This is a genomic window from Gordonia sp. CPCC 206044 (assembly GCF_048537895.1).
Taxonomy (GTDB): Bacteria; Actinomycetota; Actinomycetes; order Mycobacteriales; family Mycobacteriaceae; genus Gordonia.
The window spans coordinates 12685-31193 of record NZ_JBCLVL010000003.1; the positions used below are offsets into that span (position 1 = coordinate 12685).

The window sequence follows — 18509 nt, forward strand, 5'->3', positions numbered from 1 at the left end:
TCTTCCGATCATTGAGGACATATTCGGTCCGCAATGATCGAGCAGCGTTCTTTTTCCTCCCGGCGTGGTGGGCAGCGTGTGTTGTCCGGCGATGCCCGTGCCGGGGCCATACGCTCGATGTGTGCAGCCCGACCGGCCGGTGACGATCTTCGGTCCCGACTTCCCGTTCGCCTATGACGACTGGGTCGCGCACCCGGCCGGGATCGGGACGGTGCCGGCCGACGCACTCGGCGCCGAGGTCGCGGTGATCGGTGCAGGCATGGCCGGCATGGTCGCGGCCTACGAGCTGATGAAGATCGGCCTACGTCCCGTGGTCTACGAACCCGAACGCATCGGCGGTCGGCTGCGGTCCGAGCATTTTGTCCCCGGTGAACCGGAGGTCGCCGAACTCGGTGGTATGCGGTTCCCGGCGTCGTCGTCGACGTTCTTCCACTACGTCGATGCATTCGGTCTGCGATCACAGCCGTTTCCCAATCCGCTGACGGAGGCCGCGGGCAGCACGGTCATCGATCTGGGCGGTGAGACCCTCTACGCGCGGCGGCTCGAGGACCTGCCGCCGATCTACACCGAGATCGAGAGTGCATGGGAGAGTGCGCTGGAACGGGTCGCCGGGTTCTCTGCTCTGCAGGACGCGATCCGCGCTCGCAACAGCACCGAACTCAAGACGTTGTGGAACCAACTCGTCGTGGCCTGGGACGATCGCAGTTTCTACGATTTCCTCGCCACCTCCGACGAGTTCGGAGAGCTGACCTTCCGGCATCGCGAACTGTTCGGTCAGGTCGGCTTCGGTACGGGCGGCTGGGATTCGGACTTCGCCAACTCGATGCTCGAGATCCTGCGGGTGGTGGTCACCAACTGCGACACCGATCAGCATCTGATCGTCGGCGGGGTGGAGCAGGTGCCGCGTCGGCTCTGGTCGGACAGTCCCGCGTCCATCCGGTACTGGCCGGTGGGCACGAGCTTGTCGTCGCTGCACAGCGGGGTCCCGCGGGCCGGGGCCGCGGCGATCAGACGGCTCGGGCCGGACCGGATCGAGGTGGTGGACCAGTGGGGGGACGCGCGGGTCTTTCCGGCGGTGGTCGCGACGTGTCAGGCGTGGCTGCTGTCGACCGAGATCGATTGCGACGAGAGCCTGTTCAGTCAGGACCTGTGGATGGCGTTGGACCGCACCCGCTACATGCAGTCGTCGAAGACGTTCGTGATGGTCGACAGGCCGTTCTGGACCGATCGGGACCCGAGCACCGGTCGCGACGTGATGAGCATGACGCTCACCGACAGGCTCACCCGCGGCACCTATCTCTTCGACAACGGGCCGGACCGGCCCGGGGTGATCTGCCTGTCGTACACGTGGATGAGTGACGCGCTCAAGGTGCTGCCGCATCCCGTGGAACGTCGGGTCCGGTTGGCGCTGGACGCCTTACGCAAGATCTACCCCGACGTCGACATCGCCGAGCACATCGTCGGGCGACCCCTGACCGTGTCGTGGGAGGACGAACCGCATTTTCTCGGCGCCTTCAAGGGGGCGCTGCCCGGACACTATCGGTACAACACCCGCATGTATGGCCACTTCCACGGTCAGGAACGGCTCCCGGATGCCGAGCGCGGCATCTTCATCGCCGGCGACGACGTGTCGTTCATGCCGGCCTGGGTGGAGGGCGCGGTGCAGACCGCGCTGAACGCGGTGTGGGGTGTCCTCGCACACTTCGGTGGGAGCTGCCATCCCGACAATCCCGGACCGGGGGACCGCTATGCGGAACTCGGACCGATCGACATCGGGCTGTGACCGAAATGACCGATTCCTCTCAGCTTCGAATCGCGCTCTGGCAGTGCGAATCTCGGCCTGGTTCGGTCACTCACAACCTCGGTCGGCTCGCGGCGACCGCGGCCGCTGCGGCCGCGCGGTCGGCGGATCTGTTGATCACACCGGAGATGTACGTGACCGGGTACGCGATCGGCGCAGATGCCCGGCGGCTGGCCGACCCGGTGAGTGGGCCGATCGCCGACGCTGTCGGTGCGATTGCGCGCACGGAGCGGATCGCGATCCTCTACGGCTGCCCGCAGCGTGGGTCGGACGGCGCGGTGTACAACGCCATCCACCTCGTGGCTAACGATGGAAAAATGCTTGCGACGCATCACAAAACGCACCTGTACGGGGAGCTTGACCGGCGCATGGTCGAAGCGGGAAGCGTGCCGCCTCCGGTGGTCGCGCTCGACGGATGGCAACTCGGTCTGATGACCTGCTACGAGGTGGAATTCCCCGAACTCGTGCGCTCGCTCGCGGTGCGCGGCGCGGAGGTGGTGTGCGTGCCGACGGCCAACATGATCGAGTTCGACGCCGTGCAGTCGGTGCTGCTGCCGGCGCGGGCGCTGGAGAACCAGGTGTACGTGGCATACGCCAATTACTGTGGCGCAGAAGCCGATCTGACCTACGGAGGGCTCAGCGAGATGGTGTCTCCGACGGGGCGCATGGTCGGTTCGGCCGGTCGGTCACCGCAGCTGACAGTGGTCGACGCGGTGCGCGACGACCTGCTGCGATCGCGTGCCGAGTACACCTATCTGCGCGACCGGCGACCCGAGTTGTACTGACCGTCGCCCGATCTCGCACTTCCCGTCGGCGATTGGCTCTGGACACCTGACCGTCCATACCCTACGGTAGCGTTACGCGTCCGAAGGTTACTGATCGGTAAGGGCGCTGGGGTCGGTCCTCACTCACCGCGCAGGCGTCAGAAGCGACGTCCGCGACGTGAAGTGGCATCTCCGGCAAGAATTTTCACGAATATCCAGGGATGGTCTGCCGATTCGCGAGACGATCGGTCGGTTCATCGGTCAGCACGTCACGGTTCGGGGGCTGGTGTGACGACGCCATGTCAAGGAACACGAGGGGGCCCGGATGAGTGAAACACTCACCATGGGATTGAGGAGATCTGTCGACCAGGGGTATCGGCGACCGATGGCGTTGCTCGAGGCGATCGAGGTCGAGGAGATCATCGTGATCCCCGGTCTCGATGCGATTCTCGACTCGCCGCACCTGTTCGGACTGAGTTTCGATTCGTCGATCGCGTTGTCCGGGGTGCTGCGCGCGCACGTCAAGCGGGTTGGCGTGCTGCGCACGATGATTCTTGATGCATTAGGGGAGATGCCCTGTCCGCCTGAGGATCTGAAGCACATTCCCGCGGCGCTGCCGGTTCGTGCGGTGCGGTCGGTCCTCGCCGATGGGCGTTGGGCGGCCGCACCGCGCGGGCGGGCGGTGGTGTCGGTGGCATTCGCGTTCGTCGCGGTCCACGCGCTGACCGACCCCACCGATTGCGGCACCGCTTCGCGGGCGCTGAACCTGAGGCCGAGGCCGCTGCACGACGACCGGGCGCTGCTGCAGAGGGTGTTGTCGGCGGCGTTGCCGAGTCTGGGCGCGGTGGACACGCAGTTGTTGTCGCTCTACATCGGCAAGGCCAGTGCCTTCTTCGCCGATCCCGATCTCGAGCGGTGGGGCCTGCCGTTCTGTGCCGGTGACGGCGATGTCCGCGACTCGTCGTTGCTCGATTACAACCCGGACGCCTTGACCGCCGGGTGTCGTCTTGTCGGTCTGGACACGACGACGATGCGGCTCGCGCAACGGCCCTGACCTGGAGCGGCGGATCGTTCGGCATCCCTGCACGTGTGACAGGTCATAGGAGTTGAGAATTGTGGTGCCCGCCACTGGACATCGCTTGATTCGTACTCTACGGTAGCTTACGCATCGGTAAGCTACTGTCCGGTAGGTTGCGGCGAAGCGTCAGGTTTCTGCACGTCAAGGGGGATACATGAGGGGGCCGCGGGGTCGATGGGGCCGGGTGATGGCCGGCGCACTGACCATCGCGGCCGCACTGACCGCCACCGCGATGCCGGGAGCCGCCACGGCTGCCCCGGCGATCACGGCACCGTCGGTGTCTGCTCCGACCGACGCCGAGATCGCGCAAGCGCAGACACTCACCGACTACATCAACGCGACCGCGAAACCCGGGTCGCCGCGAGCGGTGAACGGCCTGCGGCACGACACGTCGAGCCGTCCGCTCGGACCCATCGCGAACACGCAGGGCGTCGGTCCGGCGCAGCGCGGATTCTGGCCTGCGTTCGCCTACTCGCAATTTCACCCGAACGTCGCCCCACCCGGAGCCAACGACTGGAACTGCAAACCCCGGCCCGGGCAGCGGCCCATCGTGCTCGTGCACGGAACGTGGGAGAACGCCTACAACAACTGGGCGGCATTCGCGCCCGTGCTCAAGAAGGCCGGCTACTGCGTGTTCGCCCCCAACTACGGCCGCACCGATCTGCTCAACGGTGGTGGGCTCGGAACCGTACTGCCCGGCACCAACGGTGAGATCGCCATCGAATACTCGGCGGCGCAACTCGGCGAGTACATCGATCGCGTCCGGCAGGCCACCGGTGCCACGAAGGTTGACGTCATCGGGCATTCACAGGGCGGCTTGATGGTTCGCCAATGGATGAAGTTCGGCGGTGGTGCCGACTACGACCACCCGGAGCGCTCCAAGATCGGCAAACTCATCACCTACGGCGCCACCCACAAGGGCACCACCCTCCTCGGTATCGGCGCGCTCGGACGCGGCATCAACAATGTGGGTCCCGCGTTCAACGTGCTCGGTGTGGTCGAACTGCTCGTCGGTCGGTCCGGAATCCAACAGACCGTTGACTCGCCCTTCATCAAGAACCTGAACCGGTCGAAACTCGTGTTCCCCGGCGTGGACTACACGATCGTCGGCTCTCGGTACGACGAAGTTACCACCCCGTTCGACCTCACCTTCATCCATCGACCAGGTGTGAACAACATTGTGCTGCAGGATGGTTGTCCCCAGGACACATCCGACCACATATCGATGTCCTACTCGCCGCGCGCAATGTCGATCGCATTACGTGCGCTCGATCCGCAACGGTTCAGCACCTTGGCGTGCGGACCGAACCCATGGTTCTTCAGCTTCTGATCGCGATAGACCACGTCGACGCAGGGGAGGGCGTCGCTGCGGGGTCGGGTCGGGTCGGCCAGGTGCAGTGCCGCCTCGGCCGGCCCGACCCGGAGACGTCTTCGGCCCCGATCCGGCGGGCCCCGGCAGTAGGCTGAGTGGGTGGCCGACTCACCACCTCGGTACCGGTGGCTGCTCCATGTGGACCTCGACCAGTTCCAGGTCTCGGTAGAGCGGCTCCGTAGTCCCGAACTCGTCGACGTCGCGGTCATCGTCGGGGGCAACGGTGACCCGACCGAAGCCCGCAAGGTCGTGACCTGCGCCTCCTACGAGGCCCGCGACGAGGGCGTACATGCCGGGATGCCGCTGCGCAGTGCCTACCGCAAGATGCCCGACGCCGTCTATCTGCCGCTCGACATCCCGGCCTACGATGCAGCGTCTGCCGAGGTCATGACGGTGCTGGGCAGCTTCGGTCATCCGGTCGAGGTGTGGGGTTGGGACGAGGCATATCTGGGCGTTCAGCGAGTCGACGTGCCCGACTCGGCCACCGCCGATGTGCCCACCGTCAGCGACGCCGACGTGCAAAACATCGCTCGCGAGATCCGCTCGGCGATCGCCGCCTCAAACGGCTTGTCCTGCTCGATCGGCATCAGCGACAACAAGCAACGGGCCAAGATGGCGACCTCATTCGCCAAGAAGTCCGTCCAAGACAAGGTGTTCGTCCTGGACGGACGTAACTGGCTCGACCTGATGGGGGACCGGCCGTGCCGTGACCTGTGGAGTGTCGGGCCGAAGACCGCCGCCAAACTGGCCGCGCGCGATGTCGACACGGTGCGCCAGCTCATCGACACCCCACGCGACGACCTGATCGAGATCTTCGGTCCTCACCAGGGCAACTGGTTGTACGTGCTCTGCCGCGGTGGTGGCGATTCGACCATCACAGAGGAGCCATGGTTGGCGCGGTCGCATTCCAAGTCGCGGACCTTTCCCGTCGACCTCACCGATATCGACGAGATGCACGTGGCGGCACGCGCATTGACGCGCGAGGTGCTCGACCAGGTGCTCGATGAGGGACGTGTCGTGTTTCGGGTGGCGGTCACACTGCGCACCTCCACCTTCTTCACCCGCACCAAGTCTCGGAAGCTCTCGTCGGCGACAACTGTGTATGACGACATCGAACCGGTGGTGTCGGAGTTGCTCGACGATTTCGAGCGAGGTCGCCCGGTTCGGCTGCTCGGTGTGCGTCTGGACTTGGTGACCGACGAGGAAAGCGCGGATGGCGTGAGTGGAGAAGCATGAGGACAGTACGAATGCGGTGGGTGATCGGGGCTGTCGTCGCGGTACTCGCGACCTGGGCGGCCGTCGCGCCCGGTGACGCCGGGGCGCGACCGGACCGGCTGCCGGTGACCTACGACTTCCTCGCAGGCATCACCGCGGAGCTGCGCGACCCGGGAGGCTCGTTGCCCGGCACCAACGACTTCCGCTGCAAGCCTTCTCGTGAGCATCCGCGTCCTGTCATTCTCGTGCACGGCAGCGGTGGGGGACGCCAAACCAATTGGGCGACACTCGCTCCGGTGTTGGTCAACAACGGGTACTGCGTCTTTGCGCCCACGTACGGGACGCTCGGGTCGGTGTGGCCGCTGTCGGCGCTCGGCGGCCTCGGTGTGAAGACGGATAGTGCATGGCAGATCAAGGTGTTCGCCCACCGCGTGCTCGAGGCGACTGGGGCTCGGCAAGTCGACATCGTCGGACACTCTCTCGGCACTGAGATCCCCACGTACTGGATGAAGTACCTCGGCGGCAGAGGAAAGGTGGCCCATTACGTGTCATTGGCCCCTTACTGGCGGCAGGGACCGGATGAGGATGACGCGCGCAGTGACATGGTCGGCGCGGTCCAGCGAGGACTGGGGATTGCTCCGCTTGTGCAGTCATCGTGTCCGGGATGTAGTGCGCCACCGGCGGATACTGATTTCAATCGTGCGGTACGGCAGCCCACTCCGTATCTACCCGGCGTGCGCTATACGAACATCACCACCCGCGACGACGAGATCGTGACCCCCTACAGTAACGGTCTCCTCCACGGCCCCGAGGGGTCTGTCGTGACGAATATCGTTGTGCAGCAAGGGTGCACGTCGGATCATTCCGATCATCTGTCCATCGTCGCCAATCGGAGGTCCGCCGCGATGGTGCTCAATGCGCTGGATCCTGCGCATCGCCGGCCGGTGCCGTGTGTTTCCGTGTCTCCGTTCACCGGAGGCTGACTCTCTTGCCTATGCGGCCGTCGTCAGGTTCGTCAGTGTGCGGCGTGCCTGCGACCGGACCGGGGTACGCGTCGCGTCGAGTGACTCCGGCGGGACGAACCACGGATGTCGATCATCACCCATGACCACATCCCAGCCTGTGTGGTGAATCGCGGTGTGGTGCCGGCGGCACAGGAGCACGCAGTTGTCGAGGCTGGTGTCACCCATGTGTTCCCAGTGGACGATGTGATGGGCTTCTGCCCACGCGGGCGGGGCCGTGCAGCCCGGGAACGCGCAGCCTTTGTCACGGACGATCAGTGCCTGGCGAATGGCCGGCGTGACGATTCGGTGTTTGCGCTTCACATCCAGTGGCACTGACTCCGAGTCGAGGAGGATCGTCGTGATTTCGCTGTCGCAACTGATGAGCTCGGCCGTCGCGGCAGACACCGGCCCGGTCCAGGCAAGAGTTGCAACGGTCGAGCCGTCGACCGTACTCGTCCCGTCGGAGATGTTCGCCCGCGGTGCCTGTCCGGCCGGAAGTGTCAGCGTCACGTGGGGGCGGTGACCACCGGCGTGCGAGATGGTGTTGTCGCCCTGTAGATAGTTGTCGAGGATGATCTCGATGGCGTCGGCGCGACGCTGCCCGTCGTTGCGCGGGTCTGGTGACCCGTCGTGCTGTGGGGCGGGCCGCGACAGAGCGTTCACGGTCGCGAGCAGTTTCTCTCCGATCACACAGTCGAGGTCGAAGCGCCCGTGGACCCGGCCGTCCGCACCCAGCGCGGCGTCAGCCATGTTCAACGAACGATCCTCTGCTACTGGGATTTTCCGCTCAACGGAGGGTGCCAGCTCGATGGCGATGGCCCGAGCTCTGGCGGAAACCTGGGGCGGCGAAGTGGTGTGCGCGTGCGCCAGGAGTTGGCGCACCACGTGGGCGCGTTGTTCCTCGTTCAGGTGGGCGCGACCCGCCACGTGTGCGAGACCGTCGATGACGGCATGCACGTGTTCTCCGGACAGCCCGCCGTCAGCGGCATCGCGACTGACAGTGGGGAGTTCTCGCAAGGCTGCGCCGTCGCGAACCCATCGGTAGGCGAGAAACGGGGAGATGCCGAGACTGGTGAACCATTGGCCGGTGGATGCTGCTCCGAGGCGCCGCGCTGCGCCCCGGCGGTCGATCTCGGCTGCCAATCGGAGCAGCACGCCATCAGTTGCGTTGCGTATCTTGACCATTCGAGTGGCCGCGGAAACCAAGGTGGCATCGTCGACGGAACTCACATCCCAGTCGCCGAGCAGGTCGAGAAGAGCCGTGGTGACGGCATCGAGATCGTTCATGATCGCGAAGCTAGTGGCCTGAGACGGCGTCGATTCGCGCTCGGAGAGATCTGTGGATGGTTGCGGTTGGCCGGTGGGAATCTGGACAAGTCGGTGACCGGAACCCCGAGTTGCCATGGAACCGGATCCGTCTGGGCACCGTCTGAACATGAGAAGCAGATTCAGTTGGGGAGGGCAGCGCATGCTCGACGGGCGACTCACGCCGGTTCCTCACACGCGTGGACGGTCGCGACGCGGCCCCGTGCTACGGCTCGTTCGGGGCTTCTCGCGGTACCCGAACACCCGTCAACCGCGCGTCCGGATCCGCATCGAGTCCGATCCGATGCCATGCCGACCCCACCGACAGGACGGCGTACGCGGAGGTCGGGAAGCGGTCGATGTTGCCCGAGTCATCCACGGTGAGAGCGGTGGCAGGCATACCCGGCGAATGCCCGACGACGAGCACCGTGGTCGCGTCGGCCGGGGCGTGCACCCGCAGCACCTCGAGGATCTCGTCGGGCGCTGCACCATAGATGTCATCGAGGTAGGTGGTCGGCGCCACGATCCCGGTCCGGTCCAGTGTCTCCCGCGTGCGAGTCGCAGTGGAACACAGCACCGCGTCCACGTGCAGTCCCTCATCGACCATCCAGAGCCCGGCGAGGGCCGCCTCTCGGCGGCCGCGATCGGCGAGCGGCCGTTCGTGGTCGGCGACCCCGGGCGGATATCCGGACTTGCCGTGGCGCATCAGCACAAGTGTGCGTGTCATGCGGCACCGACCTCGCCGTTCGCATGGCCAGGCATTCGCGACATCGATCGCAAGACCGCCACTGTGGCCCGCCACGCCGCCGCCTCCTGCCGACAGAGTGTCGCCTCATCGATGTCGCCGGCCGCGAAATGGGCGTCGGCGTACTCGTCGAACGCGAGATATTCGTCCACGGCCGTGCCGATCAGATCTGGCAGACATTCCGGCGTCGAGCACGCGCGGTCGATCGTGTCGGCGTCCAGGGTTGCGAGACGTTCGAGTTCGGGCTGGAAGCGCATGCCCTCAATTTACGACTCCTGTCCGACACCCTGTCGGACCCACACCGGGCACGCGTCGCGGATGCGCCCAGGTGGTCGTCCGCCTTGAACGATTTGCATCAGTCGTTAGCCTGGGCGATGTGCATTCCTGGGTTCCCGCGTTGCTGGCGGTGCTGGCGGCGTTGCTGATCGCCGGCGGCACCGTGATGCGACAGCGCGCATCGTATGCCAGCGGGGCGATCGGCCGGGGGTGGTGGACCGGGGCAGTCGTCGCGGTGTGTGGCTTTCTGTGCCAGGCGGCAGCGCTGGGCCTTGGCTCGTTGTTGCTCGTGCAGCCGCTGGTGGTGCTGGCCATCCTGTTCGCGCTGCCGATGGAGGCGTGGGCAGAACATCGGCGCCCGCTACGCCCCGAATGGGTGTGGGGCGGGGTCCTGGTGATCTGTGTGACCGTGTTCTTGTCGATCTCGCGACCCGAGCCGTCGCTGCGCAGGCCCGACAATCTGGTCATGACCGTGACGATCGGCGCAGTCATCCTCGCTCTGGCCGCCTGCGTGATCGCTGCGGAACGATCGACCCCCCACTACCGCGCCCTGTGTTACGGAGTGACCGCAGGTGCGCTGTTCGGGATGTCTGCGCTCTTGGTGAAGGCCGTGGCCGGACAGCTCTTCGATGATCCGCTACTCATGTTCGTGCAGCCGGAGTTGTACCTGTTCCTCGCAGTCGTCGGTGGAGCGATCGTTGCGCAGCAACGCGCGTTCGGTGCCGGCGAGCTCCAGACGTCGTTTCCCGCCCTCACTGTGATGGAACTGGCCGTGTCGATGGCGCTCGGCGTTCTGCTGCTCGGGGAGAACCTCAAGGTGTCGGTGCCCACGGCCCTGTTCCTCGGTGTGGTGCTCGCGGTGATGGTGCGAGCGGTTCTGGAGCTCGCGAAGCTCGCGGCCGTGCGCGCCGAAGAGGTGCACGGCCGCCCAGAGTCGTGCGTTTCAGGTCAGATCGACCCGGCGCTGCTGGCGCCGGAGCCGTCGAATGCGAGGTCGTCGAGCGTCAGCTGGCAGTGACCGGGTCGACGACCGAGGCGATGCCTTCGGCCCACTCGGCGGCCTGCTTGGCAGGTTTGATCGTTGACGAAGCGTCATGGCGGGCGTGCTCGCCGACCTGGACTGCGCCGCGCTTGGTCAACATCTCGGCCATGATCTCGCCGCCGCGGTTGAAGGTCTCGCCGTAGACGGTGTCGCCGAGTCCGAACACGGCGAAGCGCAGGCCGCTCAGGTCGGGGTTCACGGAGTCGAGTTCCTCGGCGAACGGCTCGGCGCCGGTGGGCAGCTCACCCTCGCCATAGGTCGAGCACACCACGACGAGGAAGTCGTCGGCAGTCAGATCCTCCACCGCGTACTCGCTCATGTCGTAGATCGACGGATCGTGATCGACCGCGAGGACATCGGAGATCGCGTCGGCGACGAGCTCGCCGGTACCGGTCTCGGTGCCGTACAGGATGACGACCGACATGTGTGACAACTCCTCTCGACGCGACTCTCTGACGGTCGCGACCGTATAGCTCCGACAGAGGCTACCCTAACTCGACTTTTCGGCGCCAATCCCCAGTTCAGAGGGGGTTGCAAAAATACTTGGATGTCCTACTATATGGAGATGTAAGCCACATGCCCGGCTCTGCCCCGACCGTGAATCAAGGTGATCTCCCGTGTCCACACCCGACGCAGCCAACGCTGTCCGCTCCGTCCCGCACTACCTGAACGGCGCTGCGGTGACCGCCACCGACGGCCGCTTCGCTGACGTGTTCAATCCGAGCACCGGTGCCGTCGCGGCCCAGGTGCCGCTCGCGAGTACGTCCGATGTCGACGCCGCGGTGGCCACCGCGGTGGCGGCGCAGAAGGAGTGGGCGGCCTGGAACCCGCAACGCCGCGCTCGCGTGCTGATGAAGTTCGTCGAGCTGGTCAACGCGAATGCCGACGAGCTGGCCACCCTGCTCTCGCTCGAGCACGGCAAGACCCATGCCGACGCGAAGGGCGACATCCAGCGCGGCATCGAGGTCATCGAGTTCGCGATCGGCATCCCGCACCTGCTCAAGGGTGAGTTCACCGAGGGGGCGGGTGGCGGCATCGACGTGCACTCCATTCGTCAGCCGCTCGGTGTGGTCGCCGGGATCACCCCGTTCAACTTCCCGGCGATGATCCCGCTGTGGAAGGCGGGCCCGGCGTTGGCGTGCGGCAACGCCTTCATCCTCAAGCCCAGCGAGCGCGACCCGTCGGTCCCGGTGAAACTGGCCGAGCTGTTCACCCAGGCTGGCCTACCCGACGGGGTCTTTCAGGTGGTGCACGGCGACAAGGAGGCAGTTGATGCGCTCCTTGGTCACCCGGAGGTGCGGGCGCTCGGATTCGTGGGTAGCTCCGACATCGCGCAGTACATCTATGCCACCGCGGCTGCCAACGGCAAGCGCGCACAGTGCTTCGGTGGCGCGAAGAACCACATGATCATCATGCCCGACGCCAACCTCGATCAGGCGGTCGATGCGCTGATCGGCGCCGGATACGGCAGTGCGGGCGAACGGTGCATGGCCATCAGCGTCGCGGTGCCGGTGGGGGAGCAGACCGCGGAACGGTTGCGTGCCAAGCTGATCGACAAGGTCAACGCACTGCGTGTGGGCCACAGTCTCGATCCCAAGGCCGATTACGGGCCGTTGGTCACCGCGGCCGCACTCGAGCGGGTCAAGGGCTACATCGCCAAGGGGGTCGAGGAGGGCGCCGAACTCGTCATCGACGGCCGCGAGCGTGCCAGCGACGAACAGCAGTACGGCGACGAGGACCTGTCCAACGGATTCTTCATCGGGCCAACACTTTTCGACCACGTCACCAAGGACATGACCTCCTACGTCGACGAGATCTTCGGACCGGTGCTGCAGATCGTGCGTGCCCACGATTACGAGGAGGCGCTCGCCCTCGCCAGCGACCATCAGTACGGCAACGGGGTGGCCATCTTCACCCAGGACGGTGACGCCGCGCGCGACTTCACCGCCCGGGTCGACGTGGGCATGGTCGGCGTCAACGTCCCGATCCCGGTCCCGGTGGCCTACTACACCTTCGGCGGCTGGAAGCGGTCCGGCTTCGGCGATCTCAACCAGCACGGCCCGGCATCGATCCAGTTCTACACCAAGACCAAGACGGTCACCACGCGTTGGCCGTCCGGCATCAAGGATGGCGCGGAGTTCGTCATCCCCACCATGGACTGACCGGGATTGCAGGGATACAGGCAGCGGGAGAACAGAATCCGATGACCATCAGTACCGACGGCGGTCTCGACGCGGACGAGCGCGTCATCGTCGAGACCGCGGCCGGGTTCGCGGCCAAGAAGTTGGCGCCCTACGCGCTGGAATGGGATGAGACCCATCATTTCCCGGTCGCGGAGTTGCGGGAGGCCGCGGCATTGGGGATGGCGGCCATCTACTGCGCCGAAGACGTCGGCGGCAGTGGGTTACGCCGCCTCGACGGTGTGCGCATCTTCGAGCAACTCGCCTACGCCGACCCGGCCGTCGCGGCGTTCCTGTCCATCCACAACATGTGCACGTGGATGGTCGATCAGTACGGCACCGACGAACAGCGAGCGACGTGGGTGCCGCGACTGGCGACGATGGACGCGATCGCGAGCTATTGCCTCACCGAACCGGGGGCCGGCTCGGACGCGGCCGCCCTGTCGACGCGGGCCGTGCGCTCGGGCGACGACTACGTGCTCACCGGGGTCAAGCAGTTCATCTCCGGCGCGGGGGCGAGCGACGTGTACGTGCTGATGGCCCGCACCGGCGCCGCCGGCGCCCGCGGCATCTCCACGTTCTTGGTCGAGAAGGACAGTCCCGGACTGAGTTTCGGGGCGCAGGAACGCAAGATGGGGTGGCATGCCCAGCCCACCGCGCAGGTCATCCTCGACGAGGTGCGAGTGCCCTCGGCCAACCTGCTCGGCGCGTCGGAGGGCATCGGCTTCGGCATCGCGATGAACGGGCTCAACGGTGGCCGGCTCAACATCGCGGCGTCCTCGCTCGGCGGCGCGCAGGCGGCCTTCGACCGCGCCGCCGAGTACGTGGCGTCGCGGCGGGCATTCGGCAACGCGCTCATCGACGAGCCGACCATCAGATTCACGCTGGCCGACATGGCGACGGCGCTGCAGGCGTCGCGCCTGATGCTCTGGCACGCCGCGTCGGCGCTCGACACGAATGCCCCCGACAAGGTCGAGCAGTGCGCGATGGCCAAACGCTTTGTCACCGACAGCTGCTTCACCGTCGCCGACCAGGCGCTGCAATTGCACGGTGGCTATGGGTATCTGAACGAATACGGTTTGGAGAAGATCGTCCGCGATCTGCGTGTGCACCGGATACTGGAGGGCACCAACGAGATCATGCGGGTGGTCGTCGGCCGATCCATCGCCGGGCGTCACCGCGACGGCTGACCGCATCCGTCGGCCGAGTTCGCAGCACTGCGTCAACGACAACGCGCAACGACAACGCGTCAACAACACCGAAACCGAAGAGATCCTGGGAGATTCGACAATGACGACGATCGCCTTTCTGGGCCTGGGCAACATGGGTGGCCCGATGGCCGTCAACCTCGTGACAGCAGGCCACACGGTCCACGGGTTCGACCCGGTCCCCGAAGCGGTACAGGCCGCGCAGGCGCGGGGGATCGCCACGTTCCCGAGTGCGGTGGAGGCAGTGGCCGCTGCCGAGGTCGTCATCACCATGCTGCCCAGCGGGGCCATCGTGAAGAAGGTCTACGACGACGTCCTGCCCGCGGCTCCGACCGGAGCGCTGTTCATCGACAGTTCGACGATCTCCGTCGCCGACGCCCGGTTGATTCACGAGCAGGCGGCCGAACACGGTTTCGCCCAACTCGACGCTCCGGTCTCCGGCGGGGTGAAGGGGGCCACGGCGGGCACCCTGGCCTTCATGGTCGGCGGTGACGACGAGGCATTCACCGCGGCACGCGCGACCCTGGAGCCCATGGCGGGCAAGGTCATCCACTGCGGAGCGGCAGGCGCCGGACAGGCTGCCAAGGTGTGCAACAACATGGTTCTGGCGGTACAGCAGATCGCGGTCGGCGAGGCCTTCGTGCTCGCGGAGAAGCTCGGACTGTCCGATCAGGCGCTCTACGACGTGATCACCGGGGCCACCGGCAACTGCTGGGCCGTGCAGACCAACTGCCCGGTTCCCGGCCCGGTGCCGACGTCGCCGGCCAACAACGACTTCCGGCCCGGGTTCGCGACCGCCCTGATGAACAAGGACCTGGGGCTGGCCATGGACGCCGTCGCCGACACCGGGGCGCGTGCCCCACTCGGCACCCACGCCGCCCAGATCTACCGCGCATTCGCCGAGCAGCACGGCGATCTCGACTTCAGCGCGATCATCGGGTCGCTGCACTGACCGGTGTTCGGGTGCGGCCCGTCGGCCGCACCCGAACCTCAGAAGTCCCCGGCGTGGTGGCGTAACGACTCGATCGCCGAGACGAGTCCGTCGATCTCGGTGCGGCTCATGCCCACGTCCCCGAAAACCTGACGGTTGAGCGTTGCGGTCGCATCCTCCACCGTCGAGATACCGAGATCGGTGATCTCGACCAGTGTGGTCCGTCCATCGGTGGGATGTGGAACGCGCCGTACGAGTTTCGCCTCCTCCAGGCGCCGGATGGCGTGGGTCACGCTGGTCACGTGCACCTGTAGCCGGTCGCTGGCCTTGGTGATGGGCAGCGCGCCCTGCCGCGAGAAGGCCAGCAGGCGAAGCAGTTCGAAACGCGAGAAGCTCAGATCGTAGGGGCGCAAGGCATTTTCGACCCGCGCCAGTAGGATCTGGTGCGCACGCATCACCGAGGTCACCGCGACCATGCCGTCGGCGACGTCATTCCATCCGGCCTCTGCCCAGTTCTGTCGCGCCTGCGCTATCGGGTCGAAGTCCATGCTGCGGCCTGCCATGTGATCACCTTAGCCAGGTTGGCTGCGCCACCCGTCGATGATGGCGGTTGCCGCCGCGACGGGATCCGCGCCGGCCGGGAAATGGCCGGACAGCAACAGCAGTGCCATGCCGTGTACCTGCGACCACAGCGACGCGACGACCGTGTCCACGTCGGCGGAGCGGAACAGCCCCGACTCGATCGCCTGGGTCACGCCGCGGCGCAGCGGTGCGATTGCCCGTGCCGACGCGGCATCGGTTTCCGGCGTGGGTGCGATGCCGGTCATCGCCTCACCGAACATCACTTCGTACAGTCGCGGGTTCTCCATCGCCCAGCCGACGTACTGCACTCCCAGCCCGGCGAGGTCGGCGGGGCCGCCGTCGGGTGCGTTCGACTCCTGGGCGGCGCTGAAGGAGTCGAAGGCGCGAACCAGCACGCCGCGGACGAGTCCGTCCTTGTTGCCGAACAACGAGTAGACCGCCGTCGTCGAGGTTCCGGCGCTGCGCGCGACGTCACGCACCGACAACGCGGTGATGCCGTGCGCGCCGACCACCCGGACCGCCTCGTCGAGGAGCCGGTCGCGCAATTCGTCGGTGTGCACTTTGGGTCTTGCCATACGGGCCATCATTTCATAACGTTGTTTTGTAACGTTGTTACTAAACTCATCGGAGGTCGTCGTGGTCAGTACGGATGCTCGTCGCACCACCAACGTCACGCCCCCGCCGGGCACCACGTTGTTTCTCATCGGCATGCGGGTCACCCACCCGCTCCGGTTGTATGCCTGGCTGTACCCGTTCTTCGCGATGCCTCGCATGCTGATCCACCTGCGACGACACCGGGACGCGGGGATGCTCACCTGCCGCCTCTATCTCGGTGCCTCGCTGATGGTGGTGTCGTATTGGCGATCGGCCGACGATCTACGACGCTTCGCCGCCGATCCGGGCGCACCGCATCTCCCGGCGTGGCGAGGCTTCGCCAAGCGCTTCGCCGGCACGAATTCGGTGGGCATCTGGCACGAGACGTACGTGATCGGCGAACACGAGACGAGTGCGTCCGGGATGCCGCCGTGGGGGCTGGCCGAGGCGGTCGGGGTCAAGCCGATCGGTTCGGGTGAGGGGAGTGCCGCGCAGCGACTCGCGGCCACGTCCTGTCCCGTCCCCCACGGTGAGGCTTCGGCCTGACAGGCACGGCAGCGACGCCTCGATCGTTGGGGCCGAAGGGGATTCGCGGTGCGGCAACGCATATTTGCGATATTTAGTATTGCTAATGTGCTGATCAATTCAGAGAACTTCGGTACGTTCAGCATGTGGGTGCCGGCGAGCGATCGCCGAGCGACCCGAACCAGGTGACCACGTGTTGTGGTGGATCACTTCATGACGTGACCCGAGTGCCTCGGTGCCGGAGGTCCGAGTCGAACGGCCTTCTGCGCGTTGAGGTGAGAACGGGTCATCTTGTAGACCGAGCTCGATCCCACTTCCCCGAGGATGCCCATGTTCTCTCTTCGTCGTCTGCCCATGTTCGCGCGCATCTCTGCCGTCGCGGTCTCCGCGACCGCCTTGTCGCTCATACCCGGTGTCTCCAGCGCCGGTGCCGGGCCCAACGGCAGTCTCGACCAGATCCTGCCGCCGGGCTTCCCCTGTATTCACACCAACGTGTACCCGCCGATCGCCACGTGGGGATGGACGCGCCTCGACGGTGCCGAACCCGCCTTCGCCGTTGGCCAGGGTGCGTCGGGCAACGGTTACCTGCACTTGTTCCGGCCGGGATCGTCGCAGTACGCGAGCCTGTTCCACCCGGGATTGAGCACGCCGCTCGACCAGTTGGCCAAGCAGCGCAATGCTCTCGGCTTCATGTACAAGGGCACCGCGACCACCTTCCAGATCCGCATCCGCGGGGCCAGCCGCGTCGACAGCGTGCTGTCGGGATTCACCACACTCGTCTGGCAGCCGCAACACAACGGCAATCGCGGCGCAAACGGCTTCGTGACGGCCAACGATCTCGCCCGCGGGAAATGGTGGAGCACCCAGAAGATCAACGGGCAGACCGACCGGACCACGTTGCTGAATCTGACCCAGATCGCCGAGAACAATCCGCGGGCGTGGGTCAGCGAATACGGCGTGCGGAACGGCACGCTCGACAACGAAAACTCCTACGCCGACAACATCGTCTACGGATGTTCGAAGTGGGATTTCGAACCGGACGCGGGCTCCTGATCTAATCCCCGGACGCGGGCCGGTCGACGTCAGTCGGCCGGCCCGTTGCGTGTGAGCACCTCGATCGCGCCGACGATGACCTCGACGAGACCGGCGGTTGTGTGGTCGTCGAGGTCACCGCGTTCCTCGTCGGAACGCATCATGATCACCGACTCGACGAGGCGGAAGGGGAGCATACTGCGGGAGTCGTCGGCATTGCCGAGTGCGGCGCAGGCGAGCGTCTCGTAGATCTGTGCGAGTTCCGTTCGCGCCGCGCGGAACTCGGCGAACCTGTCGTCGGCGACCTCGGGCAGCAGATAGAGCGCGCCCAGGTTCCAGCGCGCGGCCGCGAGCCCGGACACGTCGAAGCGGGCGAGGTCGAGGAGTCGCTGCGTCGCACTGCGATCCTCGGCCATCAACTCGCGTGCCCGCTCGAGGGAGGGATCCACGGTCGTGGCCAACAATGCCGCGAGGATGTCGTTCTTGGTCGCGAAATAGTGGTACAGCGACGCCTGGCGCATGCCGACGGCATCGGCGATCATGCGGGTCGATGTGCCGGTGTATCCGTGGCGGGTGAACAGTTCGGCTGCGGCGTCGAGGATCTCGTCGCGCGCGGTGTTGCCGATGCGCTTGGGCTTGACCAGTCGGGGTCGGCCGGGGCTCGCGCCGGCCCGCGACGATGTCGATTGAGCCGTCATCTCCGATCCCCGTTCTCCTCGCGCCGGTCTGCTGACAGATTTCACCCTAGTCGCGCCGAGGCGGGACCGCCGTGCGCCCGACCTGCGCCATGTAACACACTCGTAGCGGAGGTTTCCGCATCGGAAACATTTCTGTCATTCGACAGAAATCGCTGGA

19 protein-coding genes are annotated in these 18509 nt (G+C 66.0%); 12 read left to right on the top strand and 7 right to left on the bottom strand.

Annotation, left to right across the window (positions count from 1 at the left end; translation table 11 throughout):
- Positions 1–91: 91 nt before the first annotated feature.
- From AAFP35_RS05015 to AAFP35_RS05040, 6 genes are all read left to right on the top strand, one after another.
- On the top strand, positions 92–1783 hold the full coding sequence (locus AAFP35_RS05015) for a flavin monoamine oxidase family protein (RefSeq protein ID WP_419220467.1): 1692 nt from the start codon (positions 92–94) through the stop codon (positions 1781–1783).
- A gap of 5 nt (positions 1784–1788) precedes the next feature.
- A complete protein-coding gene (locus AAFP35_RS05020; RefSeq protein WP_419220468.1) occupies positions 1789–2586 on the top strand; it encodes a carbon-nitrogen hydrolase family protein in 798 nt (265 codons plus the stop codon).
- A gap of 304 nt (positions 2587–2890) precedes the next feature.
- The gene (locus tag AAFP35_RS05025; protein WP_419220469.1) at positions 2891–3619 is read left to right on the top strand and encodes a hypothetical protein; all 729 of its coding nucleotides are present in this window, start codon (positions 2891–2893) and stop codon (positions 3617–3619) included.
- 178 nt (positions 3620–3797) lie between these two features.
- Positions 3798–4973, top strand: a complete 1176-nt coding sequence (locus AAFP35_RS05030; RefSeq protein WP_419220470.1) for an esterase/lipase family protein — start codon at positions 3798–3800, stop codon at positions 4971–4973.
- A 141-nt stretch (positions 4974–5114) separates the two neighbouring features.
- Positions 5115–6251: a DNA polymerase IV gene (locus tag AAFP35_RS05035; RefSeq protein WP_419220471.1), complete on the top strand. Its 1137-nt coding sequence runs from the start codon at positions 5115–5117 to the stop codon at positions 6249–6251.
- Positions 6252–6262: 11 nt separating this feature from the next.
- The gene (locus tag AAFP35_RS05040) at positions 6263–7213 is read left to right on the top strand and encodes an esterase/lipase family protein (RefSeq protein WP_419220770.1); all 951 of its coding nucleotides are present in this window, start codon (positions 6263–6265) and stop codon (positions 7211–7213) included.
- Between the two features lie 9 nt (positions 7214–7222).
- Here AAFP35_RS05040 and AAFP35_RS05045 read toward each other — a convergent pair whose 3' ends face one another.
- The 3 genes from AAFP35_RS05045 to AAFP35_RS05055 all read right to left on the bottom strand — a co-directional run bounded on the left by AAFP35_RS05045 (position 7223) and on the right by AAFP35_RS05055 (position 9541).
- The gene (locus AAFP35_RS05045) at positions 7223–8521 is read right to left on the bottom strand and encodes a DUF222 domain-containing protein (RefSeq protein ID WP_419220472.1); all 1299 of its coding nucleotides are present in this window, start codon (positions 8519–8521) and stop codon (positions 7223–7225) included.
- A 244-nt stretch (positions 8522–8765) separates the two neighbouring features.
- On the bottom strand, positions 8766–9266 hold the full coding sequence (locus AAFP35_RS05050; RefSeq protein ID WP_419220473.1) for a SixA phosphatase family protein: 501 nt from the start codon (positions 9264–9266) through the stop codon (positions 8766–8768).
- A complete protein-coding gene (locus tag AAFP35_RS05055; RefSeq protein ID WP_419220474.1) occupies positions 9263–9541 on the bottom strand; it encodes a hypothetical protein in 279 nt (92 codons plus the stop codon). The genes AAFP35_RS05050 and AAFP35_RS05055 overlap by 4 nt, the downstream gene beginning before the upstream one ends.
- A 119-nt stretch (positions 9542–9660) precedes the next feature.
- On the opposite strand from AAFP35_RS05055, the gene AAFP35_RS05060 reads away from it, so the two are divergent.
- The gene (locus AAFP35_RS05060) at positions 9661–10578 is read left to right on the top strand and encodes a DMT family transporter (protein WP_419220475.1); all 918 of its coding nucleotides are present in this window, start codon (positions 9661–9663) and stop codon (positions 10576–10578) included.
- Here AAFP35_RS05060 and AAFP35_RS05065 read toward each other — a convergent pair.
- Entirely contained in the window at positions 10565–11026 is a 462-nt protein-coding gene (locus AAFP35_RS05065) for a flavodoxin domain-containing protein (protein ID WP_419220476.1), read from the bottom strand. The genes AAFP35_RS05060 and AAFP35_RS05065 overlap by 14 nt on opposite strands.
- A 193-nt stretch (positions 11027–11219) precedes the next feature.
- Here AAFP35_RS05065 and AAFP35_RS05070 point away from each other — a divergent pair, with 193 nt between their 5' ends.
- The 3 genes from AAFP35_RS05070 (at position 11220) to mmsB (ending at position 14942) form a co-directional block, all read left to right on the top strand.
- A complete protein-coding gene (locus AAFP35_RS05070) occupies positions 11220–12764 on the top strand; it encodes a CoA-acylating methylmalonate-semialdehyde dehydrogenase (protein WP_419220477.1) in 1545 nt (514 codons plus the stop codon).
- Positions 12765–12805: 41 nt separating this feature from the next.
- Complete coding sequence (locus AAFP35_RS05075; RefSeq protein ID WP_419220478.1) at positions 12806–13972, top strand: acyl-CoA dehydrogenase family protein; 1167 nt, start codon at positions 12806–12808, stop codon at positions 13970–13972.
- Positions 13973–14072: 100 nt separating this feature from the next.
- Positions 14073–14942 (top strand): 3-hydroxyisobutyrate dehydrogenase, encoded by an 870-nt coding sequence (mmsB, locus tag AAFP35_RS05080; protein ID WP_419220479.1) that lies wholly within the window; start codon positions 14073–14075, stop codon positions 14940–14942.
- Positions 14943–14980: 38 nt separating this feature from the next.
- On the opposite strand, the gene AAFP35_RS05085 is transcribed toward mmsB, so the two are convergent.
- Positions 14981–15484, bottom strand: a complete 504-nt coding sequence (locus AAFP35_RS05085; RefSeq protein WP_419220480.1) for a MarR family winged helix-turn-helix transcriptional regulator — start codon at positions 15482–15484, stop codon at positions 14981–14983.
- 9 nt (positions 15485–15493) lie between these two features.
- Positions 15494–16087, bottom strand: a complete 594-nt coding sequence (locus AAFP35_RS05090; RefSeq protein WP_419220771.1) for a TetR/AcrR family transcriptional regulator — start codon at positions 16085–16087, stop codon at positions 15494–15496.
- Positions 16088–16139: 52 nt separating this feature from the next.
- On the opposite strand from AAFP35_RS05090, the gene AAFP35_RS05095 reads away from it, so the two are divergent.
- Together AAFP35_RS05095 and AAFP35_RS05100 are read left to right on the top strand one after the other, a co-directional pair.
- Positions 16140–16643, top strand: a complete 504-nt coding sequence (locus tag AAFP35_RS05095) for a DUF4188 domain-containing protein (RefSeq protein ID WP_419220481.1) — start codon at positions 16140–16142, stop codon at positions 16641–16643.
- A 309-nt stretch (positions 16644–16952) separates the two neighbouring features.
- Positions 16953–17675, top strand: coding sequence for a hypothetical protein (locus tag AAFP35_RS05100; protein WP_419220482.1), 723 nt, complete (start codon positions 16953–16955; stop codon positions 17673–17675).
- Between the two features lie 29 nt (positions 17676–17704).
- Here the strand turns inward: AAFP35_RS05100 and AAFP35_RS05105 are convergent, their stop codons facing one another.
- Positions 17705–18352: a TetR/AcrR family transcriptional regulator gene (locus tag AAFP35_RS05105; RefSeq protein WP_419220483.1), complete on the bottom strand. Its 648-nt coding sequence runs from the start codon at positions 18350–18352 to the stop codon at positions 17705–17707.
- Positions 18353–18509 lie beyond the last annotated feature (157 nt).

Excerpts from the sequence above, each read along its gene's own strand:
- AAFP35_RS05100 (WP_419220482.1), top strand. The coding sequence starts at position 16,953 with ATGTTCTCTCTTCGTCGTCTGCCCATGTTCGCGCGCATCTCTGCCGTC.
- AAFP35_RS05015 (WP_419220467.1), top strand. The coding sequence starts at position 92 with ATGCCCGTGCCGGGGCCATACGCTCGATGTGTGCAGCCCGACCGGCCG.
- AAFP35_RS05055 (WP_419220474.1), bottom strand. The coding sequence starts at position 9,541 with ATGCGCTTCCAGCCCGAACTCGAACGTCTCGCAACCCTGGACGCCGAC.
- AAFP35_RS05025 (WP_419220469.1), top strand. The coding sequence starts at position 2,891 with ATGAGTGAAACACTCACCATGGGATTGAGGAGATCTGTCGACCAGGGG.
- AAFP35_RS05045 (WP_419220472.1), bottom strand. The coding sequence starts at position 8,521 with ATGAACGATCTCGATGCCGTCACCACGGCTCTTCTCGACCTGCTCGGC.
- AAFP35_RS05040 (WP_419220770.1), top strand. The coding sequence starts at position 6,263 with ATGCGGTGGGTGATCGGGGCTGTCGTCGCGGTACTCGCGACCTGGGCG.
- AAFP35_RS05105 (WP_419220483.1), bottom strand. The coding sequence starts at position 18,352 with ATGACGGCTCAATCGACATCGTCGCGGGCCGGCGCGAGCCCCGGCCGA.
- mmsB (WP_419220479.1), top strand. The coding sequence starts at position 14,073 with ATGACGACGATCGCCTTTCTGGGCCTGGGCAACATGGGTGGCCCGATG.
- AAFP35_RS05085 (WP_419220480.1), bottom strand. The coding sequence starts at position 15,484 with ATGGCAGGCCGCAGCATGGACTTCGACCCGATAGCGCAGGCGCGACAG.
- AAFP35_RS05050 (WP_419220473.1), bottom strand. The coding sequence starts at position 9,266 with ATGACACGCACACTTGTGCTGATGCGCCACGGCAAGTCCGGATATCCG.
- AAFP35_RS05065 (WP_419220476.1), bottom strand. The coding sequence starts at position 11,026 with ATGTCGGTCGTCATCCTGTACGGCACCGAGACCGGTACCGGCGAGCTC.
- AAFP35_RS05090 (WP_419220771.1), bottom strand. The coding sequence starts at position 16,087 with ATGGCCCGTATGGCAAGACCCAAAGTGCACACCGACGAATTGCGCGAC.
- AAFP35_RS05075 (WP_419220478.1), top strand. The coding sequence starts at position 12,806 with ATGACCATCAGTACCGACGGCGGTCTCGACGCGGACGAGCGCGTCATC.
- AAFP35_RS05030 (WP_419220470.1), top strand. The coding sequence starts at position 3,798 with ATGAGGGGGCCGCGGGGTCGATGGGGCCGGGTGATGGCCGGCGCACTG.
- AAFP35_RS05020 (WP_419220468.1), top strand. The coding sequence starts at position 1,789 with ATGACCGATTCCTCTCAGCTTCGAATCGCGCTCTGGCAGTGCGAATCT.